The following is a 24,981-nucleotide window of genomic DNA, read 5'->3' as shown; positions in this document are numbered from 1 at the left end:
GATGCTGGTTTATTTCTGTATAGGCGAGCTAAAAAACACAATATTTGGCGTAGTCTACCGCTTCGTTGCCAGTCCAATCACCTTTTGGTTTATTACTCATGTCTTTACACCAAGATTTGCTGCCCACCTCATTTTGGAAAACGCAGTATTTGGCGAAGTTCACCGCATTGTCTGTGGTCCACTCTGACTTTGGTTTTTCTTTCAATTGATTACACCAATTTACTGAGCCTACAGAGTCCGTGCATGCGCTGAGTGCGAGGGTGGCAAGAATTACAAATAACAGCTTTTTCATCATAACGATCCATTGAAAAGGAGACGCTGAACTATAGCGTTTTCTTTTGTAGATAAACAGCCTGAAATTAAGCGAATCAAGATAATAGACACAATACGCATTGGTCGCTATCATCAGCAGAAATTTTGTGAATGTCCGAGTCTTCTCAATGGAATAGGGCAGAGGTAGTAATCGTATGAAAACTCGATTAATTTTATTGGTAGGCAGCTTGTTCTTGTCAGGTTGTGTCACCACTACGGTAGAAGAATCGATACCAGTCAGTCAAAGAACATCGCATTCGATTTTTGAATTGCAACGCACAACTCTTACTGTACCTAGTACTGCCACCATTGAGATAAATCAACATACTCAGTATCTAAAATCGGGATCAATCGATAGCCCTGTTGCTGCTTTTAATATTCCTGCTGACAGCGGTGCCCTCGATATCAAGATTTCTAGTGCAATAAAAAGTAGTGTTTTTTATCCCTCTGCGGTCATCATGAATGCTCAGGGAAATATAATACAGTCTTTTAATAGCAGTGAGTTTAAGTATCAGCCGCCAGATCTTGATCTAAGTAGTCACCTTGTGGCTGAAAAGACGTTTCAGCCACCTTATGGAAGTGGTGACGTCTTCTTGATTGTCTATACTAACCCATCAGCTATTGATGGTTATTCCAAAGTGATTAATCCGAAGTATGTTCAAGCAAATCAACAAGGCCTCACACTACCTAAAAAGTATATTCAGGTTCCCCATTCTAACGAGGGGATCATTACGGTTAATGTAGAAAATGCCAGTGCTAGTGTCCGCCAGTATCAAGCTCAACCTCAATCAATGTTCGACACCCAGCCGAGATCCGTACCAGTAATGTCGCAATCTGAGTATTACCGGACGGCAATTGAAGCAGCGGTTACGTCCAACAATGTTCCTAAAGCGGTGGATTTGGTTAAGGAAGCAAAAGCGAAAAATATTGAAGGTATAGATCAAGTGTTTGTGGACGCCATTCAGAAAAATACAGCTGCGTCCCAGTAGCCTGTGAAACTAGCCGCTGCACGAGTATAGAAATCAATGAGTAAGTTGTTGTGAAAAGAGTTGTACTATATATAAAAGATAAATGTCCCCACTGCAAAGATGCGCAGCGCTATTTGGACTCCAAAGCTATCAAGTACCGCCTTACCAACGCAAAGTTGCAAAGAGGGAGGAAGGAGTTAGACGCGATTGGAGCTCGCTCGCTTCCCGTGTTAAAAATTGGTGATCAAATCATGATAGGTTGGAATGTAAAAAACTTTGATCGAATGTATAACGCTTAGCTTTATTATTCAGAGTGCTTCTGAATCGAAAGGATTTCGTTTATTAAATAGCCCAGTAAACCTCAATAAGTAGATAATTATTGAACCTGACCTTAATCTCTTTATTATAAAATTCAAACACTTAAATTATTGCATTGCCTCTAATATGTTAATTAAGTGTTGAAAGTTTAATAGTGAGCGTTTGGGTCAGTATGCCCTAAACAAGGGGGAGACAATAATTAACTACAGTCATATTTCGTGGGTTGCGCTATTCGTTCATGAATTTGTACGAAAGGGAATCATCTACTTTAAATCTTTACTTTCATTACTGGCGACTGTCCTAACAGTGACCAACATTTGGTGGTTTGTTTTGGCAATGGGTTGCTGCGCACTGAGTTTAATGGTTCTATTTCGAAACCGTACTAAACCTCAGAATTTGCCCAAATCTCATCAAATGTACATTGGGCAGGCAAAAAGAGCACAGAAACGTATTCGGCGTCTTTCTCCTGCGAGAGCAATTAGATACATGCGTAAAATGAGCCCTTATGCGTTCGAAGAATTGGTATTGTTAGCATTTGAATCCCAAGGATATAAAGTACGGAGAAATCAGGCCTACAGCCACGATGGGGGAATTGATGGACAGGTAAAAGTTAGGAGTAAATGGTATTTAATCCAGTCGAAACGATATTCTAACTACATTAACGCCAATCATGTGAAAGCCTTTGATGATCTTTGTAAGAAAAGAAAAACCAAAGGATACTTTATCCATACGGGCAAAACAGGCTCTTTATCGAAATCCTACACGAATCGATCTGTCATTATTAGCGGTGATAGGTTGCTAAAATTGCTGAAGGTGATTAGGTAGAAAATGGGCGAGCTTTCTCGCTCGCCCAATAATTTTATGCAACAGACTGAGGGTTGTTGCGGTTAAAATCCCTCAATGTTTTTCGCTTCTAGCTCAGAGAAGTATTTTACGGTTTTGACTTTTAGCTCTTGAGTGGCTGGTTCATCACACACGATGACTGACTTAGGATGTAGTTGCAAAGCAGAGACCGTCCATAGATGGTTGACTGAGCCTTCCACAGCCGCTTCTAATGCAAGCGCTTTATTGTGCCCTGTCACCAATATCATAATTTCTTTTGAGTCCAGTAACGTCCCGACACCTATCGTGAGCGCATATTTTGGCACTTGATTGATGTCGTTGTTGAAAAAGCGCGAGTTAGCAATACGTGTATCTTCAGTCAGTGTTTTGATTCGCGTGCGAGAAGAAAGTGACGAGGCAGGCTCGTTGAAAGCTATATGACCATCATTGCCAACACCACCCATAAATAGATGAATTTGACCGTAAGATTTTATTTTGTCTTCATATCGCTGGCATTCTTTTTCGTTATCTTTCGCGTTGCCATCAAGCAGGTTAATATTCTGCTCTTGTATATCAATATGATTGAAGAAATTGGTGTACATGAAAGTCCGGTAGGACTCAGGGTGATCGGCTGGAATGCCAATATATTCATCCATGTTGAAAGTGACGACGTGCTTGAAGCTAACTTCGTCATTTTTGTGCATGTCAATGAGAGCTTCGTAAGTGGCCAGTGGAGTGCCGCCAGTAGGGAGACCGAGAACAAATGGTCGATCTTCGCTTGGGTTAAACTCATTAATTCGTTTGACGATGTGTGCAGCGGACCACTTACCTACTTGGGATGCGGTATGCAGTGGGATTAATCTCATGATATGCCTCTATCCAAATCAGTTTGGCTTGAAAGATAATTTGCATTATAAATTAAGTTTGCGACTGACGCCAATATTTTCCCCATCATCATCGAGATGATCCTTTGAATGAATGTGAAAAGAGTAAAAGGCTGCCTAGTTTAGGCAGCCTTTTTTCATATCGAAAATTTACAACTGATAAAATCTAGTCATTAATAATTTTTATGCTACAGATGACAGATGGTCGTCTGAAGGTTTTCTTGATTCCATTTGTGAGCCGCTGAGAGAGTGGAAGCGTTTTCTACCCCGAGCAAGCTGAGTGTATTTCACCCACACGCGTTCGAGTTTCGATTTGGCTTTTTGAGGCTGGGAGAGAACTTTAAGGAAGCGTTTTTCTTCAGAGTTGGTTGGTAAGAGTTCCCCATTTTCTAGCCCAAGCATGGTGTCACCGTAAAGGAGCAGCAACTCTTCTTCTGCAAGGGTAAAGTCCCCTGATTTTGCAAAGCCTCGTGGGAATTTCACGTTATCATAAAATCGTTTCTTGCCGAAGCGAAACTCAAATTCAGACATAGCCACCTCTGTGATTTGAAATGAATAATTAATGTGATCGATAATGCATTTTGTAGTCGTAAATAATTTTAATTGCTGATTACCGGTGTACTTGAGCACTATTATGCGGATTTGTTTTTCAACTTTATGACAAAGCGGCTGATTAGGGATAGCTTGTGATGAATATCTTGTTCTTCACGAAATGATAAGTGCGTTGTTACAACCAAAGTAGAAGAGATATGTATAGCGGATGGTTTTACTCGAGGGTACCGGCCTGATATCAGGCCGGAGAAAATAATGTGGGTTATAAGTTCATGAGGCTTTCTATTGACTCCTCTAGGGTGAGATGTTGGTAAGTTTTAATATTGTTACCGTCATCGACATCCAAGATTACATTACTAATACTATTTACTTCTTGGGATTCAATAATTCCGAGTGATTGCTCGACGGTGGTACATTTCAGTATCTGATTATTATTTAATTTAATAGTGCATGTATGTAGGACCATAGCCAGTATCCTTTACTTTTAATTATGTTTGTTAATAGGTTTTGTGACGTTGTCCTAGAAAATTTAGTAAAAACTTAGGGGGTTTGGCAAGGATTATTTTCACTTCCGAAAATGGCTAGAAGGTTTGCTGTTGCTCGATACAATATAAATATTGGGTAAAATTAGGGAGTTATTGATGACTTTGTCCAATTATTCACAGTTAACAGATTTACAATGTCAACGAGCTCGGTTGGCACGCGATGCCCGTTTTGATGGAGTATTCTTTGTTGCAGTTAAAACAACAGGTATTTTTTGCCGGCCTATCTGCCCTGCCAATTTACCGAAGGAAGAAAATGTTGAGTACTTTGATACGCAGGCTCAAGCACTTAATGCCGGATATCGGCCTTGCTTACGTTGTCGTCCTGACAGTGCGCCGAGTTCGTGGGCTTGGCGGGGAGTTGAAACGACCTTCATTCGGGCATTGAAGATGATTGAGGCGGGTGAGCTGCATCAATCCAGCGTGAGCGAGATGTCTGAAAGGCTGGGCATTAGTGACCGATATTTAAGGCTGTTGTTTAATAAGTACCTTTCGATGTCACCGAAACAGTATGCGCTCTACTTACAGTTAATGTTCGCAAAGCAATTGCTCAGCGCTAGCAATATGGGCGTGACTGACATCGCTTTTGCAAGTGGTTTCAAAAGTGTTCGTCGTTTTAATGATGCATTTATAAAACAACTAAAATTGACACCTTCTGAAATACGCAGCACTCACAGTCTAGAAAAAGTGAGTAATGTGATTGACTTAACGGTGCATGGCGAAATTAATTGGCAGTTCATGCTAAATTTTTATCGAACAAGGGCGATAGAGGGAGTAGAGCAAATAAATGCAACGAGTTATCAAAGGACATTCAAGTTAAATAATTGCTCGGGGTGGTTTAAAGCTTATCCAATACAAAATAAATTAAGAGTAGAGTTTGAGCTGACGGATATTTCCCAATTAAGGGGATTAGTTTCTCAAATAAGAAAAATGTTTGATGTGGATACCGACATTGCGCAAGTTGAAAATCAGCTTAGGCTATTGTCACAACCCTTAATTAAATACTCAGGGATTCGAATTCCCGGTGTTTGGAATGTATGGGAAGCAGGGGTTAGAGCAATATTAGGCCAGCAAGTATCGGTGAAAAGTGCAATAACTCAGCTAAACCTTTTAGTGTCAAATACAAATAGAAAAAGCAGTGGTTGCCTTTATTTTCCAACACCACGGGAGATTTTGGCGATAGATTTAGGCTTTCTTCGTATGCCAGAAAGCCGTAAACAAACACTTCGTAGGTTTGCGGAATTTTACCTCAATAACCCTGATAGCGAAGTGAATGATTGGTTAGAAATAAAGGGCATTGGTCCATGGACAACGGATTACGCCAAGTTAAGAGGGCTTTCATTACCCAATTGTTTTCTTGAGACCGATTTGGTGGTGAAAAAAATGCTGGCGAAGTTCCCAAGTTTAGATAGAGAATCCGTTTCCCCTTGGGGAAGTTATGCCACATTTCACTGTTGGAGCCATCAATCATGAAACGGTATGCGTGTATAGAAAGCCCTTTAGGGGTGATAACAATACAAGTTAACGATGAAGGTGTGTTGGGAGTCTGGTTTGAATCCCAGACAACGCAGCCAGAACAACTCGGTAGCCAATCTGATGACTGTCCAATAATTAATAAGGTCAAGCAGCAGTTGGATGAGTATTTTTCGAGGCAACGAACATCATTTGATTTGCCACTGGCCGCACAGGGAACAAAGTTTCAAACTCAGGTTTGGCACGCTTTGACAACGATACCTTATGGCACATCAATCAGCTATCAAGAGTTGGCAGAGAGGATAGGTAACCCAAAAGCAGTAAGAGCGGTCGGGTTAGCCAACGGCAAAAATCCAATCTCGATTATTGTGCCTTGTCATCGAGTGATTGGCAAAAACGGCAAGTTAACCGGTTATGCCGGTGGTATGGACCGCAAGATGAAGTTATTGAAGTTGGAAGGTGTGATGGAATAGGGGACGATATGGATATAAGAGCAGTATCTAAAGGACTAGTCATTGGTCTATCAGCACTAATTTTGCAGGGGTGTTTTCAAAAGCAAATAGAACGTGTGCTAGATAGTGATACCTATGGTTTTAATGGTATTTATCAAAGTGACGAAGAAGAGGCCAGCTTTATCCGCTTTGAACACGGGGTGATGAGATACGTGACACCGCATATGCAAGTGGTGAAAAATTTTAAGGTGGAAGACGGTCAAGTGCGCATCATATTAAGAAACTCATCGATGGAAAAGCGAGACGATTTGGTGATGAGCATCCATGGCACAGGAGAATATTTGACGTGCACGACTTGTGCAAAATATAAAATGGGCAATCGCTGGAAAAGAGCCGCGCCCCAGTCTTAAAGACAGAGGCGTTGCTTCATCGTATTCAGATCGTTAGTTGAATAAGGATGCGTTGAGATAGAGGTGCACGGCGATACTGGCGATATAGCCGAGCAGTATAACTGGAGCCCATTTTAAATGACCAAAGAAGGTATATTTTCCATGAGCGGCACCCATCAGCGCCACCCCTGCAGCAGAGCCAATAGACAATAAGCTTCCTCCCACTCCAGCGGTCAGCGTCACCAATAACCAGTTTCCCATCGACATGCTCGGATCCATGGCCAATACGGCAAACATAACAGGAATGTTGTCAACGATGGCCGATAATATACCCACCATAACATTGGCCCACACTGGGTCCCATTGTGTATACATAATGTCCGATACCATCGCCAGATAACCGAGTAAATTTAACCCGCCAACACACATAACAACGCCGTAAAAAAATAACAGCGTATCCCACTCTGCCCTTGAGACGCGGCTAAAGACGTCAAAAGGCACAACTGAACCTAAGTTCTTTAACGCTCTATCATCGCCTTCCGCAATCGCTTTGGAGGCTTTTTTGGACAATGAACGTCTAAGTGTTACTCGAAGGAAGTAGCCAAAGAACTGCAAGTAAGCGAGCCCCATCATCATTCCGATCACTGGAGGGAAATGTAATGCCGCGTGGAAAGCGACAGCTGTAGCGATGGTTAAGATAAACAGGCCAATGATTCGTTTTGCGCCTCGTTTTAGCTCAACGCGTTCATAAGTCGTTTGGGGTTTGGAATTGGGTAAAAAGAACGACATGATCAGGGCTGGAACTAAGTAATTTATCAATGACGGTAAGAAAAGTGGCATAAACTGAGAAAACGAAACGTATCCCGCTTGCCAAACCATCAGGGTGGTAATGTCTCCAAACGGACTAAAAGCGCCTCCAGCATTAGCAGCAACCACAATGTTGATAAAGGCAATATTAATAAATCGCGTATTACCGCCGCCTACTTTGAGCACCACCGCACCCATAAGCAATGCGGTTGTTAAATTGTCCGCGATTGGGGAAATAAGAAAGGCTAAAATTCCGGTGAGCCAAAACAAGGATTTAAAATCAAAACCCTTGCTTGTCATCCATGCCTGTAAGGCATCAAATACTCGCCTTTCTTCCATGGCACTGATGTATGTCATGGCGACAAGTAAGAACAGCAGTAACTCGGCATATTCTAATAAATTGTGTTCAAGCGCTGACTTTGCGAGTTCAATGTGCCCGGATTGCTGATAGACAAAGCCAATCATGGCCCAAATAATGCCTGCCGCTAACAGCACAGGTTTTGACTTCCTCAATTGAAGAAATTCTTCCAGCATGACAACGATGTAGGCGACAGCAAATACGATAATAGCAGCGATGCCAATGCTAGAGTGGGTAAGCGAAAGAGAAGTGGATGAGGTTTCAGCTGAGAAAGAAGGAAAGGGAACTAGGCCGATCAATCCAAGAATGGCCCACCAACGTCTATCCATAACAGTTGCTCCATTTAATTGAGTGCCTGACAGTCTACCCCGATTTTAATCAAATCTTAGTGAGGTGTATCCAAACTGTTAAAAACTAAACAACATAACACTATGATTTTTAGCGCTATATACCCAGCAGGCTGAAGCACCCTAGAAAGGTATGGAAATGACATGGGATAATATAAAAACGCCCCGACCGACAGATATCGCTCGGGGCGCGTTAATCAAGAAAAGATTAGCTTTGGTTTACTTGTGACAAGTGAACCTCTTCCTCTTTTTGGCCAGCATTTGGATCGTTATAACGAGACTCATCGAACGCGCCTTCTGACTTACCAACGATAATCGTCACAACACTATCACCAGTAATATTAACCGCGGTACGAGTCATATCCAGTAGACGGTCAACACCCATAATTAGAGCGATACCTTCTAGTGGTAGACCAACCTGGTTGAGTACCATCGCCAGCATAATGAGACCGACGCCAGGTACGCCAGCGGTACCGATTGATGCAAGTGTCGCAGTGAGGATGACACTTAGGTAATCCGTCATGGTTAAGTCAACGTTGAATGCCTGTGCGATGAAGACCGTCGCCACGCCCTGCATGATCGCGGTGCCATCCATGTTGATGGTTGCACCAAGCGGGACAGTAAACGAGGCAACCTTGTTATCTACTCCCATACGGTTTTTAGCAGTTTCCATAGTCACTGGAATTGTTGCATTTGACGAAGACGTCGAAAATGCAAACATGACGGCGTCTTCCATCTTCTTAAAGAAAGTCATTGGGTTTAAACCAGTGAATCCTTTTAGCATCAATCCGTAAGTAACAAAGCCATGAAGCAGTAACGTGGCAACGAGCACAAGGAAGTAAGCCGCTAGGTTTAGAATCGCATCTAGTCCCAAACCCGTAAACAACTTGGCCATTAGGAAGAATACGCCATATGGAGCAACATGCATTAACAATGCTACCAACTTCATGATGACCTCATTGAGATCCATAAAGACAGCAGCAACTCTTTCTCCTGGCTTCCCAGCTGCACTGATAGCGATACCAAATAAGATAGCAAAGACAATGATTTGTAGTGTATTGCCTTCAGCCATTGCATTGATAGGGTTGGTAGGGAACATGTTAACGATGACTTGGCCCAGCGAAGGTGCTTGTGTATGGTTAAAGCTCGCGGCTGAGGTCAAATCTGCTCCGCTTCCTGGGTGGAAAAGGGTCGCCATTGTTAGAGCCAAGGTTATCGCAATCGCTGTCGTTACAATATAAAACGCCAGCGTTTTACCACCCATCCGTCCGAGAGTTGACAGATCTTTCAAAGAGCTTGTACCGCACACTAAAGAGACAAACACAAGCGGAACGACCAGCATTTTCAAGCTAGCAATAAAGATTTTACCACCGACTTCAAACAGCCCGTGGACAATGTAATTATCTACAAATCCGTTATCAGCGAATAACGTCCTAAGTAAAAACCCGGTGACGATACCGGCAAACATACCGAGCAGGACCCGACCGGTTAAAGACATTGGTTTTTTGGTATTCATTCTGAACACTCCCGTTTCTTATATGCACCAGAGTCATTCTGGAGCAGCCGAAAAGGTTAACAGGTGATTGCAAAAAAATTAAAGAAAATAAATTAATAGTAGGCAAGCTTGTGATGATTATCACTACAATGAGTGCATACTACTATCAATTATTTCTCCAACAATTAGATGTTATTCAAGTAGTGGCACTTTGATATATATGCAATATAGTAAGTAATTACATCAATAAATGAGATGCGTATACCGTTACGGTTTGGTTGATAATTAACCTAGTAACAATATTAATACTGTTGCGTTGCCCGCTCTACAAACTCAATTTCCTCTTGATTTGGGCCAAGTATAAAAACGACTTTGCTAATGAGAGAACCACTGGGTGTGTTCAACGTGAAAGGGCCTCGAAGGACAGGAATAGATTTTTCTTCTAGAAAGGCGAGCGTATCATCTATCGAGTGGACTTCGATAGCGAAGTGGGCCAGTGTCCCCTGTAGGCTTGACTGATAAACGTTAAAAGGGAAAAGCTCCAAGTAAGTGCCGTTACCTATATCCAATTTAACATTTCCCTTTACGCTGCCCAGGGCATCATTCACGTTAAACCCGAGTTGGTCACGATAAAAGGCTAACGACGTTTCTATGTTGGAGCAGCTAATGGCGATATGGCTGAGCGTTTTTGTCTTGAGGTGCAAATCTGTCCTCCTACTTTTGGGCTTGATAAGGTGAGTAATCTTAGTTTGACGTTTTCTCTATATGAAAGCGTTTTGTATGACGTGGTTTATAGGTTACAAGTAGCCTGTTAAATTAATTTGCACCCCTAGTTTGAATTCGCCCAATTTTGGGTTCGTAAAGAAAAATAAACCTTAGCATGAACAATAATATTTTTTCGCTGTTCCCAGCACAGATTTTTGGTACCACTTGTTCTGTTGCAATGACTTTATTTGGAAGCTTAATTGGCTTAGAGCTAGCACCAAGTCAAAGTTTGGCGACGCTCCCTCTGACCTTTTTAATTCTGGGTTCGGCAATTTCGGCGAAATATTCAGCGAATTTGATGGGCAAAATAGGCCGAAAGACAGGCCAACTTTTGGGTAGCTCATGTTCGATAGTGGCCGCGCTGTTAGCATTATGGGCACTTAAGTTAGAATCATTTTATTTGTTCACTTTTGCATCGGCATTGTTTGGTATTAACGCCTCCTTTATTCTTCAGTATCGATTTTCCATCATTGAAGGGTTGGAAGAGAAAAAGCAAACCAACTACATTTCGATTTTGTTATTCGGCAATGTGTTAAGTGCATTTATTGGTACGTCTATTCCATCATATTTTTCAGAGTCGTTATCGGTTAAGTACATGGGTTCGTTTGCGTTTATTCTACTGATGGCGGTGTTTAATTTTGTTGCTTTGCTGTTCTATAAGCCAGAAGCCAAAACCCCACAGCACTCAGTTGGTAAACTGACAAAAGCATCCAAGCTTTCCCCTTGGGTGCCAATGGTGATTGCGGCTCTATCTTACTCTTTAATGACCTTGGTCATGCTTTCCACCCCCATCCAGATGAAGTCTGGAAATGGCTTCACGCTCAATGAAATCGCTAGCGTGATCCAGGGGCACGTGTTTGCGATGTATTTCCCTTCATTATTTATAGGTTTGCTATGTCGGAAATTGGGCAATGTGAATATGGTGATTCTTGGTATTGTACTATTTCTTGCCTCGTTAGTGACCAACTTAACTGGTACTAGCCTACACCATTATTATATTGGCTTGATGTTATTAGGCGTAGCTTGGAATGTCTCGTTTATATGCGCGACAACCATATTCACCCAAACTTATGCAGCCAAAGACAAATTTCGTTACCAAGGTATCAATGAACTCGTCGTATTTGGCTCAAATGCTGTGACGTCTTTGGTCACCAGCGTCATTTTGGCTGGGTTAGGATGGCAAGGTGTAAACGTAGTGGGGGTGATTTTCGTTGCCGCTATGTTGGTGTTGACCCTAGTTTACTTACGATCCCCTCAGAAAAAATATGTCGAAGTGGGTCGTTAGTCATTGGGGCATGTATTGTAAAACAAGAAGGAAGAAGAATGTTTGTTGTATCTTTGACTTATCTAGTTGATTTAAAAGAAGTCGATTCTCATCTATCTGATCATGTGGATTATTTAGAGCGTTATTATGCGTCAGGGCATTTTCTAGCATCTGGGCGTAAAGTTCCACGTAGTGGTGGTGTCATATTAGCGAAAGCAGAAAGTCGAGAGGCTTTGGACGCTATTTTAGCTGAAGATCCATTTATGATTCATTCTGTTGCTAAGTATGACGTAATTGAGTTCACAGCGACCAAGTCGTCACCAGAACTCTCATCACTAGTTGCACACTAAGCAACCCTGTTGCTGATCAGCCTCAGTGTATTCATGGAGGCTGATTAACACACCTTAGAATTTGAACCTAATATCAGAGTGTTAATTCACCAATGCCGCTGAGTATTGCATCAATAATCCACTGATGTAAGCCCCATATGTCCCGAGTGCATAGCCCAATACGGCAAGCAATATTCCGACTGGCGCAAGTGCGGGGTGGAAAGCAGCAGCGACGACGGGGGCTGACGCAGCGCCACCAACATTGGCTTGGCTGCCTACGGCCATAAAGAACAATGGAGCTCGTATCCATTTAGCGACCACTATCATCAAGACCGCGTGAATCGTCAACCACGTGATACCAATAAAGAAGTAACCCAAGTTATCAAAGATGGCAGTGATGTCCATCTGCATACCTATGGTCGCCACCAAGATATAAATAAATGCAGAACCGATTTTGGATGCTCCGGCATGTTCTAACTTCTTGGCTGATTTGAAGGATGAGGCAATCAACGCAAACGTGGTCACTAATACGATAAGCCAGAAGAAACCAGAGGTTAAGCTGTACTTAGACAACTCTGGCGCAGCATGAGCAATCCACGGGGCGATTAGATCACTGAAAAAGTGCGCTAAGCCAGTTAAGCCAAAACCAATCGCGATGATTTTGATTGTGTCCGTCGTTGTGATAGGGCGAGCATTTTCTTTCTCATATTTAGATACTGTTACTTTAAGTTCTTCAATGGCGGTTGTATCTGCTTTGAGCCACTTATCCACTTTCTTTTGTCGACCTGCCAAGATAAGTAAGATAGCCATCCAAATATTGGCACAGATAACATCAACGGTAATCATGGCTGAGAAGAGTTGATTGTTGACGTTAAACACCTCTTTCATTGCTGCTTGGTTGGCACCGCCGCCAATCCATGAGCCCGCAACGGTTGTCAGCCCTCGCCACACGTCGCCTTCGACGAGGTTAGGATCAAACTGGTCGATTATCAGGATTGCAATAGGGCCACCGATGATGATTCCGATGGTGCCAGTGAAAAACATAATGACGGCTTTGGGGCCAAGTCCGAAAATTTTCTTAAGATCTGCGGAAATGATCAACAGCACTAAAGCGGCTGGAAGTAAATAACGGCTTGCGACAAAATACAGCTTAGACTGGCCGGGATCTATAATGCCAAAGCTATTTAATAGGGAAGGTAGAAAATAGCAAAGAAGTAGTCCGGGAATGAAAGTATAAAACTTTCGCCAAAAGGGGTGCTGGCTATTTTCAGTAATAAACACTGCGCCTAAAATAACGGCGAGAATGCCCATGATGACGGCATCATTTGAGATCATAATACACAACCTTGTTTTAGCACCACATCTAATATCGTGGTGTCATCATCCAATGAAAGGCGTGACTATACACAAAACAGGTCATCCCAACAATTACTTTACTGAAAACACCGCGCAAATTATGCGCGGTGTTAGACTACAAATACAACTCAGTCATTGTGCATAAGTTGGCTTACGATCTGCGCTTTCAACCCTTTAAGTTCTTGGCTCTCAATGTTTCTAGGACGGGTGCACTCAATACGGATATCGGATTTAATTCGACCTGGGTTACTATCCATCACGATAACTCTATCTGCCATAGAGATTGCCTCTTCGACATTATGGGTAACAAAAATCATGCTCTTGGTTTTTAGCTGATTGGAGTCCCACAAGGTAATGATGTCGTCTTTTAAACGAGAGGCGGTGAATACATCCAAGGATGAGAATGGTTCATCCATTAATAGTATTTCTGGCTCTACGACTAAGGCTCGTGCAATCCCAACGCGTTGCTTCATACCCCCAGATAACGCGCTTGGGAACGATTCTTCTTCACCTTCTAATCCAATCATTTTTATCGCTTCTTCGGCTTTTTTATAGCGTAGAGCGGGCGGCATGCCTTGAGCTTCTAGGCCAAAGGCAACGTTGTCTCGCACTGAAAGCCAAGGAAGTAGAGCAAAACTCTGAAAGACCATAGAAACGTCGGCAACGGGGCCTTGCATTGGCAGACCACAATAATGTACGGAGCCAAGAGAAGGTTGAATAAGACCTGCGATGATTCTCAGCAGAGTAGACTTACCAGTACCTGACCGACCTAAAATAGCGATCACTTCATTTTCGTGTAGATCTAGATTGATGTTGCTTAGTACCGTTTTTTGCTCTTTTCCTTGTTCAAACGTATGGGTAATTTCTTGCAAGTCCATCATTACTACGTTTTCATTGGTTTGAATGTTCTGCACTTGGTTGTTGAATTTAGTCATGTTGTTGTCTCCAAAATTTTTACTGAATACTTTGTTGTAACTTGGGTATATGTGGTTTAGGAAATTTTGTATCTGCGCTCTGCCATCTTGTAGAGCGGTCTCCAGATGAATACGATGCAAATCCCAACCAACACTGACATAGACACGCAGCCTAGAGCAGCCTGAGGTAGAGCGTTGTCTATAGTGGCTTTGGAGATGTAATAGCCAAGCCCAGAAGTGTGTACGGTATTGCTGCCCCATTGCAGTAGTTCGGCACAAATGGCAGAGTTCCACGCCCCACCAGCCGCGCTGATAATGCCGGTTAAAATATAAGGAAAGATGGCTGGGAGCATAAAGCGCATCCACCATGTGCGGCCTTTTAGCTTAAATAGAATAGCCAGCTCTTTCATCTCCTGTGGTAAGGTGGAAACACCTGCAATTACGTTAAACAGCACATACCAAGTGGTGCCCAGCATAATAAGTGGGATGGTCCAAAGGTTCAGTGACATATGCGTTGCGACTAGCGCGAGTGTTACAAACGGAAAGAATATGTTTGGTGGCAGCGCGGAGCCGATTTGTATAATGGGTTGTGCAATTCGTGTGGCTCTAGGGCTTAGGCCGATCCATACACCGACGGGCACACCAATGATTAAGCTGAGCAGCATGGCTGCAGCAACACGAAGCGTCGTTTCCAACATCAGCGGTGCCATCGCCAAAATTTCGTGATGAGGTACGTAGTTCCACAAGCTGTAAAGCCAGGTAGCGCAGAAATATAGGATGGCGCCATACCAAGCCATGACACTGAGTTGTTTTAACCACTTTGGTAGCAGTGACGTTTTTTGCCTAGTTGGCAAGTAACGTTTACTGCCGTTGATGGCGATTTCTGCAATAACTTTCAAGGGTTGTAATAGTCTAGGCAGTAAAACAGTGCTACTCAACAGATCATAAAACCAAGAGGTGTTGTGTTGTGAAGTCGTAATGGATTCGTATTTGAATTTCTCAGACCAACGAACAAGTGGTCGGAAGAAAAGTTGATCAAACAATAGAATGTTCAAAATAATAGCAATCACTGCCCATACTATCATTTTCACATCAGCGTTATCCAAGCCAATCTGAATAAAGGTTCCCACACCGTGTAGCGGCATGTCTTTACCATTTAGTGGGATGATTTCAGAAGCAACGATGGCAAACCATGCGGCGGCTTGAGATACCATTGTGTTCCACAGGAGCCCTGGGATAGTGTAAGGAAATTCGACACGCCAAAATTTTTGCCAAGCATTGAGTTGGAATAACTGCGCCGCTTCCTCGACTTCCTTTGGCACGATTCTCAATGTTTGGTAGACCACTAATGCCATGTTCCATGCTTGCCCAGTAAAGACGCCAAAAATTGCCGCAGCCTCTAAGCCCATGACGCTGTTAGGAAATAAATTAATAAAGATGATCGTGGAAAAGGTGATAAAGCCGAGAAGTGGCACTGACTCCATGACATTAATGAAAGGGAGAATGACACGTTCAAGATGCTTGTTTTTGGCAGCGGCAACCCCTGCGACGATTGCGAAAATAAACGAGAAAAACAGGCCGATAACTAAACGCATGGTAGTGCGTAACATGTCATAAGGTAGCTCAGATAGGCTGCCTTGAGTCTCTGGCTGAAAGTCATTCAACGGGCGGTGCATGTCTTGCCAACCGTATCGGTATAGTAGGATAAATGCTACGAAGATAATAAAGGCAACAATATCTTTGCTATTAAATGAAAGAACAAAAGGACTTGAAGGCTTATTGTTATTATTTGGAAATGTTTTTTGTAATGTTAGGGACATAAGAAACCCTCCATTATTAAAATGGATATCTTGATGAAATTTAAAGTATGCAAAAGCACTACCCTGAAAATACTTTTCAGTGAGAATGAACTTTAATAAATATAAAAGGCCCGCCAATGTTACTTTATATAACATTAGGCATAATGCTTGGCGAAATAAATGTATCGAGAGGCTAACTCATTTTGTGAGTTAAGATAATCCTTGAACCAGCGTCAGACCTGAGGAACAGGTGCTAAAGCAGAGCCAAGAAGAATGCCTAGCGATCAATTTGAGCTATGGGTGGTGGTTGTAGTGGAAAGTAGCGATACATAACGCTGTCCCCGTTTGGCCTTGAAAATATTAAGGCGCTAAAACAATAAGTTAAATGGAATTTCTTCCACAGTAATGTTTCGTCGGATGCAGTATTAGTGTCTACAAGGAGGTTGTAGAGGAGTATAGAGTTTGTACATCTTGTCTCCTTAAACTTTCGCTTAGTTGGTGAAAGCAAGCTATTAGCCCGCAGTTTGGTTGCGACATATGATAGTTGAGCCAATCTAAATGTAAACCCCTTTTTTATATTTTATTTAATATTTATTTCGTGAATTTCTAAATCCAATAAACAAATATCTTTACCTACAAATAAATCTGTGAAACAATTTCTCCGTAGCAATTTTCACTATTCACATTACTCACGGAGGCACTATGATTTCTAAACCATTAATGCCTCCGAGTTGTCTCTAAAATTCTAGATTAATCTTTCTATTATTTTTCTGTTTTCATTCTTCTTGAGTGCTGTCGTGTTGCCCGTTGGAATAAAAATAGATTCTTTTTGATGTGCTTTCGTTGATCTACTCTTTGTAAAATGATTTGTGGGCATTGGGACGAAAGCTTTAAGAAGTGGAGACTACGATGTTGTTCGTAAATTTAGCACTTATGGCTTTAATTGCCGGTGTCTTGGTTGGGTTGATTGGTGGTAGTGCTAGCCTAGTTCTCATTCCTGTTTTAATGGCGTTTTTTAACCAGCAATTTGGGCCCAGTGATGTCGTAATTCACTTTGCGACGACGACTTCTTTGGCTATTTCACTGATGAGTAAGATATTTAGCTTATGGATCCACCAAAAAAATGGCAATCTTAACTGGGCATTATATAGAAAAATGTTGCCAATTTTGGCTCCGGGGCTAATGGTTGGTACGGCAATTTCCTATTGGATACCGACTCAATTTGTGACTTTGCTGTTAGCTGCAATGATGGTGCAAGTTGGTTATAGCATGCTGCCTGAGCGCACTTTATTGTTACGTACTTATAAATCACTATCGAATAGAATGAGCATGAAAATCGGTGTGGTATCAGGATTGTTGGGCGTGAGTGGCAACGAGTTAACCATTTCATCTTTAGTGAAGCGTGGCATTGATGTGAAATCTGCATGCGCAATGGGTGCATTGGTGAGTAGCTCTGTTTCTCTAGTGTTGGTTACCATCGGAATGTTGAGCACGACTCAGGTGGCGAGTATGAATACAGGAAGCCAAGTGGGTTATTTATATCTACCTGCTTTGTTTATTATGGCTCCAATAGCAATGATAAGCTCTAAGCTGGCGGCCAAGTGGGTTGTAAAGCTATCCAAAGAGCAGCTGCAAATGCTGTTTTCTATCGTCATGTTTGTGTGTGCAGTACGTACAATCAGTTTCTAGAGCCTGCTATATCAGTGTGGCCAAACGTCTCGTATCATTGATTCGTTTGGCCTTTTCTTGCACTAAATTCTTGTGACTTGGTGTTTGCTGCGAGCTGGTACCAAAATGTTGGACGATTGGCTTTGAATAAATATCAGCAATGGCGTTATGACAATCGCTGTTGTTATAACGTCTACCCAACTATAGAAGTTCTGATACATCATAAGTTCTATATAGCCGAGCATCGACACTATCGCTAGCCATCTCGATAGCCTACCGTGGACAACAAAATAGCAGACGAACACGAGGGCCAGAGCGGTTTTAATACTGTATTGCACATCAAATGTTGGCCACAGCTGCCAATTCTTATCGATTAACATGATGGCGTAGATAAACAGCAGCGAAAGGCAGGTGGTAAGGAGTTGTAAGGAGCTGGTTTTGAAGTTCGTTGAAAAGAAACTTCGGAAGATATATATCACACACATAGCGCCGATAATAAAGATGTATGCGTTGGCAAGTTTGTCCCATTGTTCGTAGTTCATCATTCTTCTCCACTCTTATAGCGACTCCGACGGCTTGTCGCAGATATGCTGTTGGCTTTTGAAGTAATATTTTTTATAGCCTGACGTTTGGTTTCAAAGTGGAGTCTAGCTGAGCTAGCACTTTTTTGTCTGTGTTGAAAGCCCAATCATTACCTCTGTATCAAAAGTGAGAAAAATTAAACTTAGATCACATATATATGTAAACCAAAACATCTAATACCTTCAAAGTGTTAGATGAAATCATTACTTTTTGGAATGGAACCTATACGCAAGATTCGTTTTTGGGGCTCCTCGTTTCGCGATAAATTAAAACCAATCGATGCAAAAATACAGGAAGTAGAGTGGTATGAAATACCTATGTATGAATTGTGGTAGTGAGTGGAACGCTACACCATTGCTAGTCCAATGTTCGTGTGGCTCTGCGCTGTGGGTAAAGACTAATGTTACTTTTAATAAGTCGGATATTGTCGATACGGACTTCACCATGTGGCGATACAGCAAAGCGTACCCGCTACATCGGCAAGATATCCATGTGACGTTTGATGAAACCATCACTCCACTTGCGAAGGCACAAGTTGGACAATGTCCTATTTTAGTCAAAATGGATTCTTTGATGCCTTCGGGCTCGTTTAAAGACCGTGGTGCGGCGATGGTGGTGAACTATCTTAAGCTTCAAGGAATCACTAGTATTGCTGAAGACTCCAGTGGCAACGGTGGTTCGGCGTACGCCGTTTATGCCGCTAAAGCTGGAATGACGTGCAATGTCTTTGTGCCCAAAGGTACATCGCCAAGTAAAACCGTACAGACCAGAGTCTACGGAGCGCAATGCATCGAGATTGAAGGCTCGAGAGAAGAGGTGGCAACAGCTGCTCGTGAAAGTATCGATACCCATAACAGCCATTATGTTGGACATAATTGGCACCCATTGTTTATAGAAGGGGTTAAATCTATCGCCTATGAAATATGGGAGCAATGTGGTTATCGCGCACCAGACAATATTGTTGTACCTGTCGGAAATGGAAGCCTATTGGCGGGGGCTTATCTTGGGTTTATGGAGTTACGAAATTCAGGAGAAATCAAGCAAATACCTAGGCTTTTTGGTGTACAAACCATGGGTATTCAACCTTTTGTCCAGCGCTTTAATGGTGAAGATATCCGGGTTGGATCGGCCAACACATTGGCAGAAGGAATCAAAATCAAATGTTCATCCCGCCTCAATGAAATAGTTGGGTTTGTGAGAGAGTCTTGTGGAGGCTTTATACCCGTTTCAGAGGCGCACATCAAATCAGCAGTCGAAGTGATGGGTAAGCAGGGCTTTTTCATCGAGCCCACCTCAGCATTGGCGTTTGCTGGAGTCGAACAGCTGATTAAGCGAGAGATTATTTTATCTGAGCAAACAACGGTGGGTGTGGTCACTGGTAATGGGTTAAAAGCGGCGGGGGTGATAGAGAAAATGCTCTTCAATTAGGGCGTGCTCTGGTGAAACTATGGCCACTTTTATTTTGCCAGCTTCGAATCTCTGCGTGCAATAACCGCACCATCGCCCGTGATTGTCACGGGCCCTAAATGTGGATTGTTCGATAAATGGATAGGGCGTGAGACGCTAGTATCAGAGATGGTAGACGTCCAGATCAACACCAATACCAAAGTGAGAAACAAAACAATCTTTAACATCGATTTTGTTAGCGAACCTAAGTGCATTTTTCTCTCTCCCTCTCACATTTCCGATGACCGTTTGTTCGGACATTGGATAGTTAAGTTATAGCGGCTTATAGAGAATATATCGACAATCGCTACTTTAGCCTACGCTATCACTGATGGGAAGAGTTCAATAGGAATAAAATCCATTCCATATTGTTCGCTCTACCATTGAAGCCTTACCTAGCTCGTTGAGTCTCGCATGAGATCCCCCACTTATGCCTGTGCCCCGCTAAAAAATTGGCCTGACAACCGAAATTTGAGTGAACAGTCAACTCGCTCTATTGTCGAAGCCTCATGTACTAAGATTATGGTAATCAGATCTATACCAGTGCAGACCATCAATCATATAGGGAAGATATGCTTGTAAATAACTCACTTATACTGTCGATTTTAGTCATTATTCTCTTTAGCACCTCGGCGATATTGTTGATTCAAGAGCCTGATAAAAAAAGAAAATCGAAACCCTACTTCGTGGCTTATTTTTTACTTGTATTCGTGGCAATGGTAATGCTCGACAGAATCCCAAGGTTTCAATATGTGATTGAGCCACTGATACTAGAAATGTCGATTATATTGGCCTCTACTAGCCTTACGTTAGGCAACATGATCCGGTTTGAAAAAAAGCGATTGGAGTATATTTGTTATGTTGCCTTTGTTGTTCAGCTATTTTTGATATTCTTCGTCCCTTACAATCTGATACCCACATCAGCGTATATCATCATTAATATTGCAATTATACTCTTGGCCATTTTTACGCGTTTTCCAAAACCAAATATCGCCGACAAAATGCTGGCTATAAGTTTGTCTATGTGGGGAGTGGTGATGGTAATGAACATTTTTGAAATCATCAGTACTGACCAATATACACGGGCTTATTACTTTCACGAGTTGATGGTGGGGAACTTGATTTTCGCGCCAGCTTACCTAAGTGGGGTCAGCATATTTATATTATCTAGCTTTATGTTTGACAGTAACTCTGAGCTGTCGTTTCACGCAACTAGAGACTCTTTGACGGGGTTGCTAAATCGAAGAGCACTGTTTCAGGAAGTGGATAGCCAAAAAGACCGATTAAATCGAAATAACCAAAAAGCTTGTGTCATCATAGCGGATATTGATTTTTTCAAGAAAATCAATGACAACTATGGCCACGAGGCTGGTGATATTGCCATCAAATTATTCTCTAATGTGATAGAGTCGTCGGTAAGAGAGGTCGATGTTTCTTCCCGATATGGTGGCGAAGAGTTTTTGATATTTCTCCCCAACTGCAATATGAGCGATGCAATTACTGCTGCAGAGCGAGTGCGAAAAAACTGTGAGCAAAGCTCGTTTGAATACAATACTGAGACTATAACCTTCACTGCAAGCTTTGGTATCTCTGAACATGACATCAACGTCTCCATCGATGCAACGATCGCCAAAGCGGATGAAAACCTATATCAAGCGAAAAGCTTGGGTAGAAACCAGGTATACCCAAGTAGTTAATGGCTTCTTGGGTACACTGGGTTTTATCATTAGCTTAGGTTATGGATTAATAAAACCCACCACTTTTCATATGGGCGTAAAGCAGTATTGCAGCAATAACCAACTCTAAAACTAATGGCGGTACGACCGCTTTATCAAACCCATCCAATATCAACCCAACGACTCGGCCAGCAGCAGCGACCAGCATGATAATGGCCACAAAGAAATAACCTTCTGTATCACCCGATATGAGCCCGTTAGCAAGCATGACAACACTGGCTACAAAAAGGCCCCCTATAACGGAACGAATCGTATTGAGGCCAGCCTTACCAACGGGCTCTAGTGCGAAGTTAGTGACCATCTTTGTTGGGGCAAACATAGACATGATGCCCATTCCAGTAAGCATTAAGGTGATCAATCCAATCAGAATTTGTAGTGTTAAGTCCATCGTAGTGCTCCATTAATGACGAATTAGGTTTATGAGAATTTTTGAATGGCATTGCGAGCATTATCTTGCGCGACAACGTTGCCAAAGAGTGGTTCGAGACATAGCTGGTCAACAACAGGTCCGGTAGGGGAGCCAGCTCGGCTGGCGTAGAAATGCCCACTTTCAAACCTTGGGTCCAGCAGCCCTTCGATATACCGTGATGCCCCTTTCTCTACGCTATGCATCATGCCTATTAGTGGCATGAATAGGCTACCGATGTACTTGAACAGTATTTTTTTGAGTACGGGCAAATCGTCCATGCCATTCGTACCTGTTGTTCCTCCCGGACTCATGGTGATAAAGCGAAGGTGTGGGTATTGCCTTGCCATCGATGACATCCATAATGTCGCCGTCAATTTGATCGTGCCATAGACATCGAGAGGATCAGCATTGGAGCCAAACTTATTGCCGTTGGCTATCGCAGTGAACTCTTCTATGGAAGTACTGCTCAGTTCTGGCTTAGCAACTCCCATTTTGGGTATTCCTCTTGCAGTTTCTGACCCTGCATACAGAATCGTGGAAGTGACAAGCTGGCTTTTTATCAGTGACTCTACCAACACAGCATGGCCCAGCACGTTACTCGCAAATATATTGGTAACACCATCTTGGGTGAGTTGGTGAGGGGTTTTGCCACCTGTACCACCCGCATTTAAAACCACGGCATCGATAGGCGAGCTAAGCTCGGATACGGCGTTATGGACTGAGTTTGAATCTGAAACGTCAAGTATCAGTACCTCAAATATATCTTTACCGGTCAGTGAAATCAGTTTGTCTTTTGCCTCCACTGCTTTTTTACGATTTCTGCATCCGAGAAAAATTTTAGTGATTCCTTTTTGTGACGCCAGTTGACGTGCGGCTTCGAAGCCCAGCCCAGCGTTGGCACCAGTGATGAGTACGGTTTTAATGGTATGCATGTCGTTCCCTTTCTGTGATTGTTGACATGTAATTAAGCTATCATGATTGAAAAATGAACTGTATATAGGTAAATATGAACACGGTGTTTCAAAAATGAACCACAGGTGATGACTTGGTAAACAACGAGAGCTATGCGTTTAATTGGGACGACCTAAAGTTTTTCTTAGCGGTTGTCCGTTCGGGAAGTTTACGTCGTGGTGCGGAAAGTATTGAGGTGAACCATACGACACTGACTCGTCGGCTCTCCATTATGGAAGAGAAAATAGGCAGTCGGCTGTTTGACCGCTCTAGGCAGGGGTTAGTGTTAACACAAATTGGTGAAGAATTGCTGCCTTTTGCTGAACGAGTGGAAGATGAAATGCTGTCTGCCTCTCGCATGATTATCGGCAGGGATAGTGAGCCTGTGGGGACAGTGTGCGTGTCCATGCCACATGGTATGGCGATGACCTCAATTATGGATGACCTCACTTTGTTCTCCGAGCGTCATCCCGATATCTCGCTCAATTTACAGTTTGGTAATGACATCGTTAACCTCAACCGCCGAGAGGCCGACGTATCGATTCGTGTGGCCTACGAGGTGTATGACGATGCGGTTGGTCGACGTTTGGTTCAAATGTCACAGGCCGCTTACTGCACGAGAGAGTATGCCGATCAAGTGAAAGATAATGCGGGTGAAGGATTGCATTTTATTGGTTGGAATGAGCCTGAAGAGGACACGTCTGCCCCTTGGCTAAGAGACAGTTTCTATCCTAAAGCAACACTAAAGCATAGAGTCTCGGAGCTTGTACCCCTTATCACGTTGGCCGCTTCTGGTCTTGGTATGGCCTATTTAGCGTGTAACATTGGGGATAGGCATCCAGATCTAGTTCGTGCACCGTTCCAAAAACCACTTCCTTATCGTAGCATTTGGATACTGCTTCATAGCGACTTACGCCGAACCGCGCGAATACGCCGGTTTGTCGACTTTCTAGGTGAACAAATTCAATCTAGAGAAAACGAGTTTTGGGTGGCCGGGACGGTGGCAAGTGCATAACCAACACCTTCATTTCACTACTCCAGTCCAATGATGACGTTTTGACAACTTTTGCAGTTGCTGAATTTCTCTTTCGGATTGTTCACCTATCCACTGAATGATTTCATCGATAAGCGGCGAGTTGTTGCGTTTGTAACAAAAATATTGCCAGGCGCTGTACTGGACTTTGACCTTATCGGGGCATTTTAAGAAGCCGCGCTCCAGCTCAGGGAGAACAAGTAAAAGGTCCGTCACTGTTGCGCCCTGGCCAGCCAAACAAGCACTTAATGCCACATCAAGTGAATAGAACGAGATATCGCGAACGTTACTGACATCTTCCACGTTCTGATTCGCTAACCAGAGTTTCCAGTCGTAGTGATCGAGCGTCGAGTGAACCCTTGGCATGGCTAAGATCGAGTCGAGATCACTGCCTTCTTCCGCGATACTGGCCGCGCATACCGGGGCCATGTACTCATCACGGAGAAAAATCATATTGGGCCAGTGGCGAAAATCATCAGGTTGCTTAGTGCAGAATATAAGTAAATCGTAGTCATCTGTGTTGACGCTCGCCTCCCCATCTAGTGAGGGAACGATGATGATTTCATAATCTGGGTATCGCTCGTACAACTCATTCAGTTTGGGAATGAGAGTCCGCGTTGTGAAGCTCAAACTGGCTTTTATTACTAGCCGTTGTTTGCTCTGCAACTGCCAAGAAGAAATAAGCGAATCAATCGTTTGATAATTTTTGCTGAGCGCGAAAGAGAGCTCTTGTCCGCGTAGGGTGAGTTCTATTGCGCGGTGTTTTCTTGTGATAAGTGTTGTGTGGAGTTCATCTTCAAGTTGTTTGATCTGCCTGCTTACCGCACTTTGTGTGACGTTAAGTTCATCTGCTGCGAGTGTAAAACTGAGCAGTCTGGACACTGCTTCAAACGTTTTTAGCGCATGATGAGAATGGGGAAGGTTTGGATACGGAGTCATTACGTTTTCGCATGAGTTTAATGAATGTCATCATGACATAAATGTTAATTGAATGGTAGCGCATAAATTAT

General features: G+C 42.8%; 26 protein-coding genes. 12 read left to right on the top strand and 14 right to left on the bottom strand.

The window, feature by feature from the left end; all coding sequences use genetic code 11:
* Window positions 1–28: 28 nt before the first annotated feature.
* Window positions 29–292 carry a DUF3012 domain-containing protein gene (locus M9194_RS01790; RefSeq protein WP_250610782.1) on the bottom strand — a complete coding sequence of 88 codons (264 nt, stop codon included), beginning with the start codon at window positions 290–292 and terminating at the stop codon, window positions 29–31.
* Window positions 293–467: 175 nt separating this feature from the next.
* On the opposite strand from M9194_RS01790, the gene M9194_RS01785 reads away from it, so the two are divergent.
* From M9194_RS01785 to M9194_RS21755, 3 genes are all read left to right on the top strand, one after another.
* Entirely contained in the window at window positions 468–1,301 is an 834-nt protein-coding gene (locus M9194_RS01785; protein WP_250610612.1) for a MalM family protein, read from the top strand.
* A gap of 50 nt (window positions 1,302–1,351) precedes the next feature.
* Window positions 1,352–1,579, top strand: coding sequence for a glutaredoxin family protein (locus M9194_RS01780; RefSeq protein WP_250610610.1), 228 nt, complete (start codon window positions 1,352–1,354; stop codon window positions 1,577–1,579).
* A 325-nt stretch (window positions 1,580–1,904) separates the two neighbouring features.
* A complete protein-coding gene (locus M9194_RS21755; protein ID WP_250610608.1) occupies window positions 1,905–2,423 on the top strand; it encodes a restriction endonuclease in 519 nt (172 codons plus the stop codon).
* A 62-nt stretch (window positions 2,424–2,485) separates the two neighbouring features.
* Here M9194_RS21755 and nagB read toward each other — a convergent pair whose 3' ends face one another.
* Together nagB and M9194_RS01765 are read right to left on the bottom strand one after the other, a co-directional pair.
* The gene (gene nagB / locus M9194_RS01770; RefSeq protein WP_250610606.1) at window positions 2,486–3,286 is read right to left on the bottom strand and encodes a glucosamine-6-phosphate deaminase; all 801 of its coding nucleotides are present in this window, start codon (window positions 3,284–3,286) and stop codon (window positions 2,486–2,488) included.
* A gap of 201 nt (window positions 3,287–3,487) precedes the next feature.
* Window positions 3,488–3,835, bottom strand: coding sequence for a MaoP family protein (locus M9194_RS01765; protein ID WP_250610604.1), 348 nt, complete (start codon window positions 3,833–3,835; stop codon window positions 3,488–3,490).
* A gap of 662 nt (window positions 3,836–4,497) precedes the next feature.
* Between M9194_RS01765 and M9194_RS01760 the strand changes: the two genes are divergently transcribed.
* Genes M9194_RS01760 through M9194_RS01750 form a run of 3 tightly spaced genes read left to right on the top strand, consistent with a single transcriptional unit; the run spans window position 4,498 to window position 6,733 of the window.
* The gene (locus M9194_RS01760) at window positions 4,498–5,871 is read left to right on the top strand and encodes a DNA-3-methyladenine glycosylase 2 family protein (protein ID WP_250610602.1); all 1,374 of its coding nucleotides are present in this window, start codon (window positions 4,498–4,500) and stop codon (window positions 5,869–5,871) included.
* Window positions 5,868–6,344, top strand: coding sequence for a methylated-DNA--[protein]-cysteine S-methyltransferase (locus M9194_RS01755; RefSeq protein ID WP_250610601.1), 477 nt, complete (start codon window positions 5,868–5,870; stop codon window positions 6,342–6,344). Before M9194_RS01760 ends, M9194_RS01755 begins: the two co-directional genes overlap by 4 nt.
* 8 nt (window positions 6,345–6,352) lie before the next feature.
* The gene (locus M9194_RS01750; protein ID WP_250610599.1) at window positions 6,353–6,733 is read left to right on the top strand and encodes a hypothetical protein; all 381 of its coding nucleotides are present in this window, start codon (window positions 6,353–6,355) and stop codon (window positions 6,731–6,733) included.
* 33 nt (window positions 6,734–6,766) lie between these two features.
* Here M9194_RS01750 and nhaD read toward each other — a convergent pair whose 3' ends face one another.
* From nhaD to M9194_RS01735, 3 genes are all read right to left on the bottom strand, one after another.
* Entirely contained in the window at window positions 6,767–8,206 is a 1,440-nt protein-coding gene (gene nhaD, locus M9194_RS01745) for a sodium:proton antiporter NhaD (RefSeq protein ID WP_250610597.1), read from the bottom strand.
* Between the two features lie 226 nt (window positions 8,207–8,432).
* Window positions 8,433–9,740: a dicarboxylate/amino acid:cation symporter gene (locus tag M9194_RS01740; RefSeq protein ID WP_250610595.1), complete on the bottom strand. Its 1,308-nt coding sequence runs from the start codon at window positions 9,738–9,740 to the stop codon at window positions 8,433–8,435.
* Between the two features lie 281 nt (window positions 9,741–10,021).
* Window positions 10,022–10,423: a VOC family protein gene (locus M9194_RS01735; protein ID WP_250610593.1), complete on the bottom strand. Its 402-nt coding sequence runs from the start codon at window positions 10,421–10,423 to the stop codon at window positions 10,022–10,024.
* 176 nt (window positions 10,424–10,599) lie between these two features.
* Here M9194_RS01735 and M9194_RS01730 point away from each other — a divergent pair, with 176 nt between their 5' ends.
* Entirely contained in the window at window positions 10,600–11,769 is a 1,170-nt protein-coding gene (locus M9194_RS01730) for an MFS transporter (protein WP_250610592.1), read from the top strand.
* Window positions 11,770–11,807: 38 nt separating this feature from the next.
* Window positions 11,808–12,098, top strand: a complete 291-nt coding sequence (locus M9194_RS01725) for a YciI family protein (protein ID WP_250610591.1) — start codon at window positions 11,808–11,810, stop codon at window positions 12,096–12,098.
* Between the two features lie 81 nt (window positions 12,099–12,179).
* Here M9194_RS01725 and M9194_RS01720 read toward each other — a convergent pair whose 3' ends face one another.
* The 3 genes from M9194_RS01720 to M9194_RS01710 form a co-directional block, all read right to left on the bottom strand.
* Window positions 12,180–13,412: a DUF819 family protein gene (locus M9194_RS01720; protein ID WP_250610590.1), complete on the bottom strand. Its 1,233-nt coding sequence runs from the start codon at window positions 13,410–13,412 to the stop codon at window positions 12,180–12,182.
* A 149-nt stretch (window positions 13,413–13,561) separates the two neighbouring features.
* Window positions 13,562–14,368, bottom strand: coding sequence for an ABC transporter ATP-binding protein (locus M9194_RS01715; protein ID WP_250610589.1), 807 nt, complete (start codon window positions 14,366–14,368; stop codon window positions 13,562–13,564).
* Between the two features lie 56 nt (window positions 14,369–14,424).
* Window positions 14,425–16,167, bottom strand: a complete 1,743-nt coding sequence (locus M9194_RS01710; protein WP_250610588.1) for an ABC transporter permease — start codon at window positions 16,165–16,167, stop codon at window positions 14,425–14,427.
* A gap of 888 nt (window positions 16,168–17,055) precedes the next feature.
* Here M9194_RS01710 and M9194_RS01705 point away from each other — a divergent pair.
* A complete protein-coding gene (locus M9194_RS01705; RefSeq protein WP_250610587.1) occupies window positions 17,056–17,835 on the top strand; it encodes a sulfite exporter TauE/SafE family protein in 780 nt (259 codons plus the stop codon).
* 62 nt (window positions 17,836–17,897) lie between these two features.
* On the opposite strand, the gene M9194_RS01700 is transcribed toward M9194_RS01705, so the two are convergent.
* Window positions 17,898–18,359: a hypothetical protein gene (locus tag M9194_RS01700; RefSeq protein ID WP_250610585.1), complete on the bottom strand. Its 462-nt coding sequence runs from the start codon at window positions 18,357–18,359 to the stop codon at window positions 17,898–17,900.
* 343 nt (window positions 18,360–18,702) lie between these two features.
* Here M9194_RS01700 and M9194_RS01695 point away from each other — a divergent pair, with 343 nt between their 5' ends.
* Window positions 18,703–19,824, top strand: coding sequence for a threonine synthase (locus M9194_RS01695; RefSeq protein ID WP_250610584.1), 1,122 nt, complete (start codon window positions 18,703–18,705; stop codon window positions 19,822–19,824).
* A gap of 29 nt (window positions 19,825–19,853) precedes the next feature.
* On the opposite strand, the gene M9194_RS01690 is transcribed toward M9194_RS01695, so the two are convergent.
* The gene (locus M9194_RS01690; protein WP_250610583.1) at window positions 19,854–20,057 is read right to left on the bottom strand and encodes a hypothetical protein; all 204 of its coding nucleotides are present in this window, start codon (window positions 20,055–20,057) and stop codon (window positions 19,854–19,856) included.
* A 357-nt stretch (window positions 20,058–20,414) separates the two neighbouring features.
* Here M9194_RS01690 and M9194_RS01685 point away from each other — a divergent pair, with 357 nt between their 5' ends.
* Window positions 20,415–21,539, top strand: coding sequence for a GGDEF domain-containing protein (locus M9194_RS01685; RefSeq protein ID WP_250610582.1), 1,125 nt, complete (start codon window positions 20,415–20,417; stop codon window positions 21,537–21,539).
* Window positions 21,540–21,585: 46 nt separating this feature from the next.
* Here the strand turns inward: M9194_RS01685 and M9194_RS01680 are convergent, their stop codons facing one another.
* Window positions 21,586–21,966 (bottom strand): DUF4345 family protein, encoded by a 381-nt coding sequence (locus M9194_RS01680; RefSeq protein ID WP_250610581.1) that lies wholly within the window; start codon window positions 21,964–21,966, stop codon window positions 21,586–21,588.
* Window positions 21,967–21,995: 29 nt separating this feature from the next.
* On the bottom strand, window positions 21,996–22,919 hold the full coding sequence (locus M9194_RS01675) for an SDR family NAD(P)-dependent oxidoreductase (protein WP_250610580.1): 924 nt from the start codon (window positions 22,917–22,919) through the stop codon (window positions 21,996–21,998).
* Between the two features lie 113 nt (window positions 22,920–23,032).
* Here M9194_RS01675 and M9194_RS01670 point away from each other — a divergent pair, with 113 nt between their 5' ends.
* A complete protein-coding gene (locus M9194_RS01670; protein ID WP_250610579.1) occupies window positions 23,033–23,953 on the top strand; it encodes a LysR family transcriptional regulator in 921 nt (306 codons plus the stop codon).
* Window positions 23,954–23,962: 9 nt separating this feature from the next.
* Here the strand turns inward: M9194_RS01670 and M9194_RS01665 are convergent, their stop codons facing one another.
* Window positions 23,963–24,910, bottom strand: a complete 948-nt coding sequence (locus tag M9194_RS01665) for a LysR family transcriptional regulator (RefSeq protein WP_250610577.1) — start codon at window positions 24,908–24,910, stop codon at window positions 23,963–23,965.
* Between the last annotated feature and the right edge of the window lie 71 nt (window positions 24,911–24,981).

The sequence above is a fragment of the Vibrio sinus genome, from assembly GCF_023634645.1.
GTDB classification, from domain to species: domain Bacteria; phylum Pseudomonadota; class Gammaproteobacteria; order Enterobacterales; family Vibrionaceae; genus Vibrio; species Vibrio sinus.
Note: the sequence above shows the minus strand (reverse complement) of the source record. Positions and strands in the feature narration are given on the sequence as shown.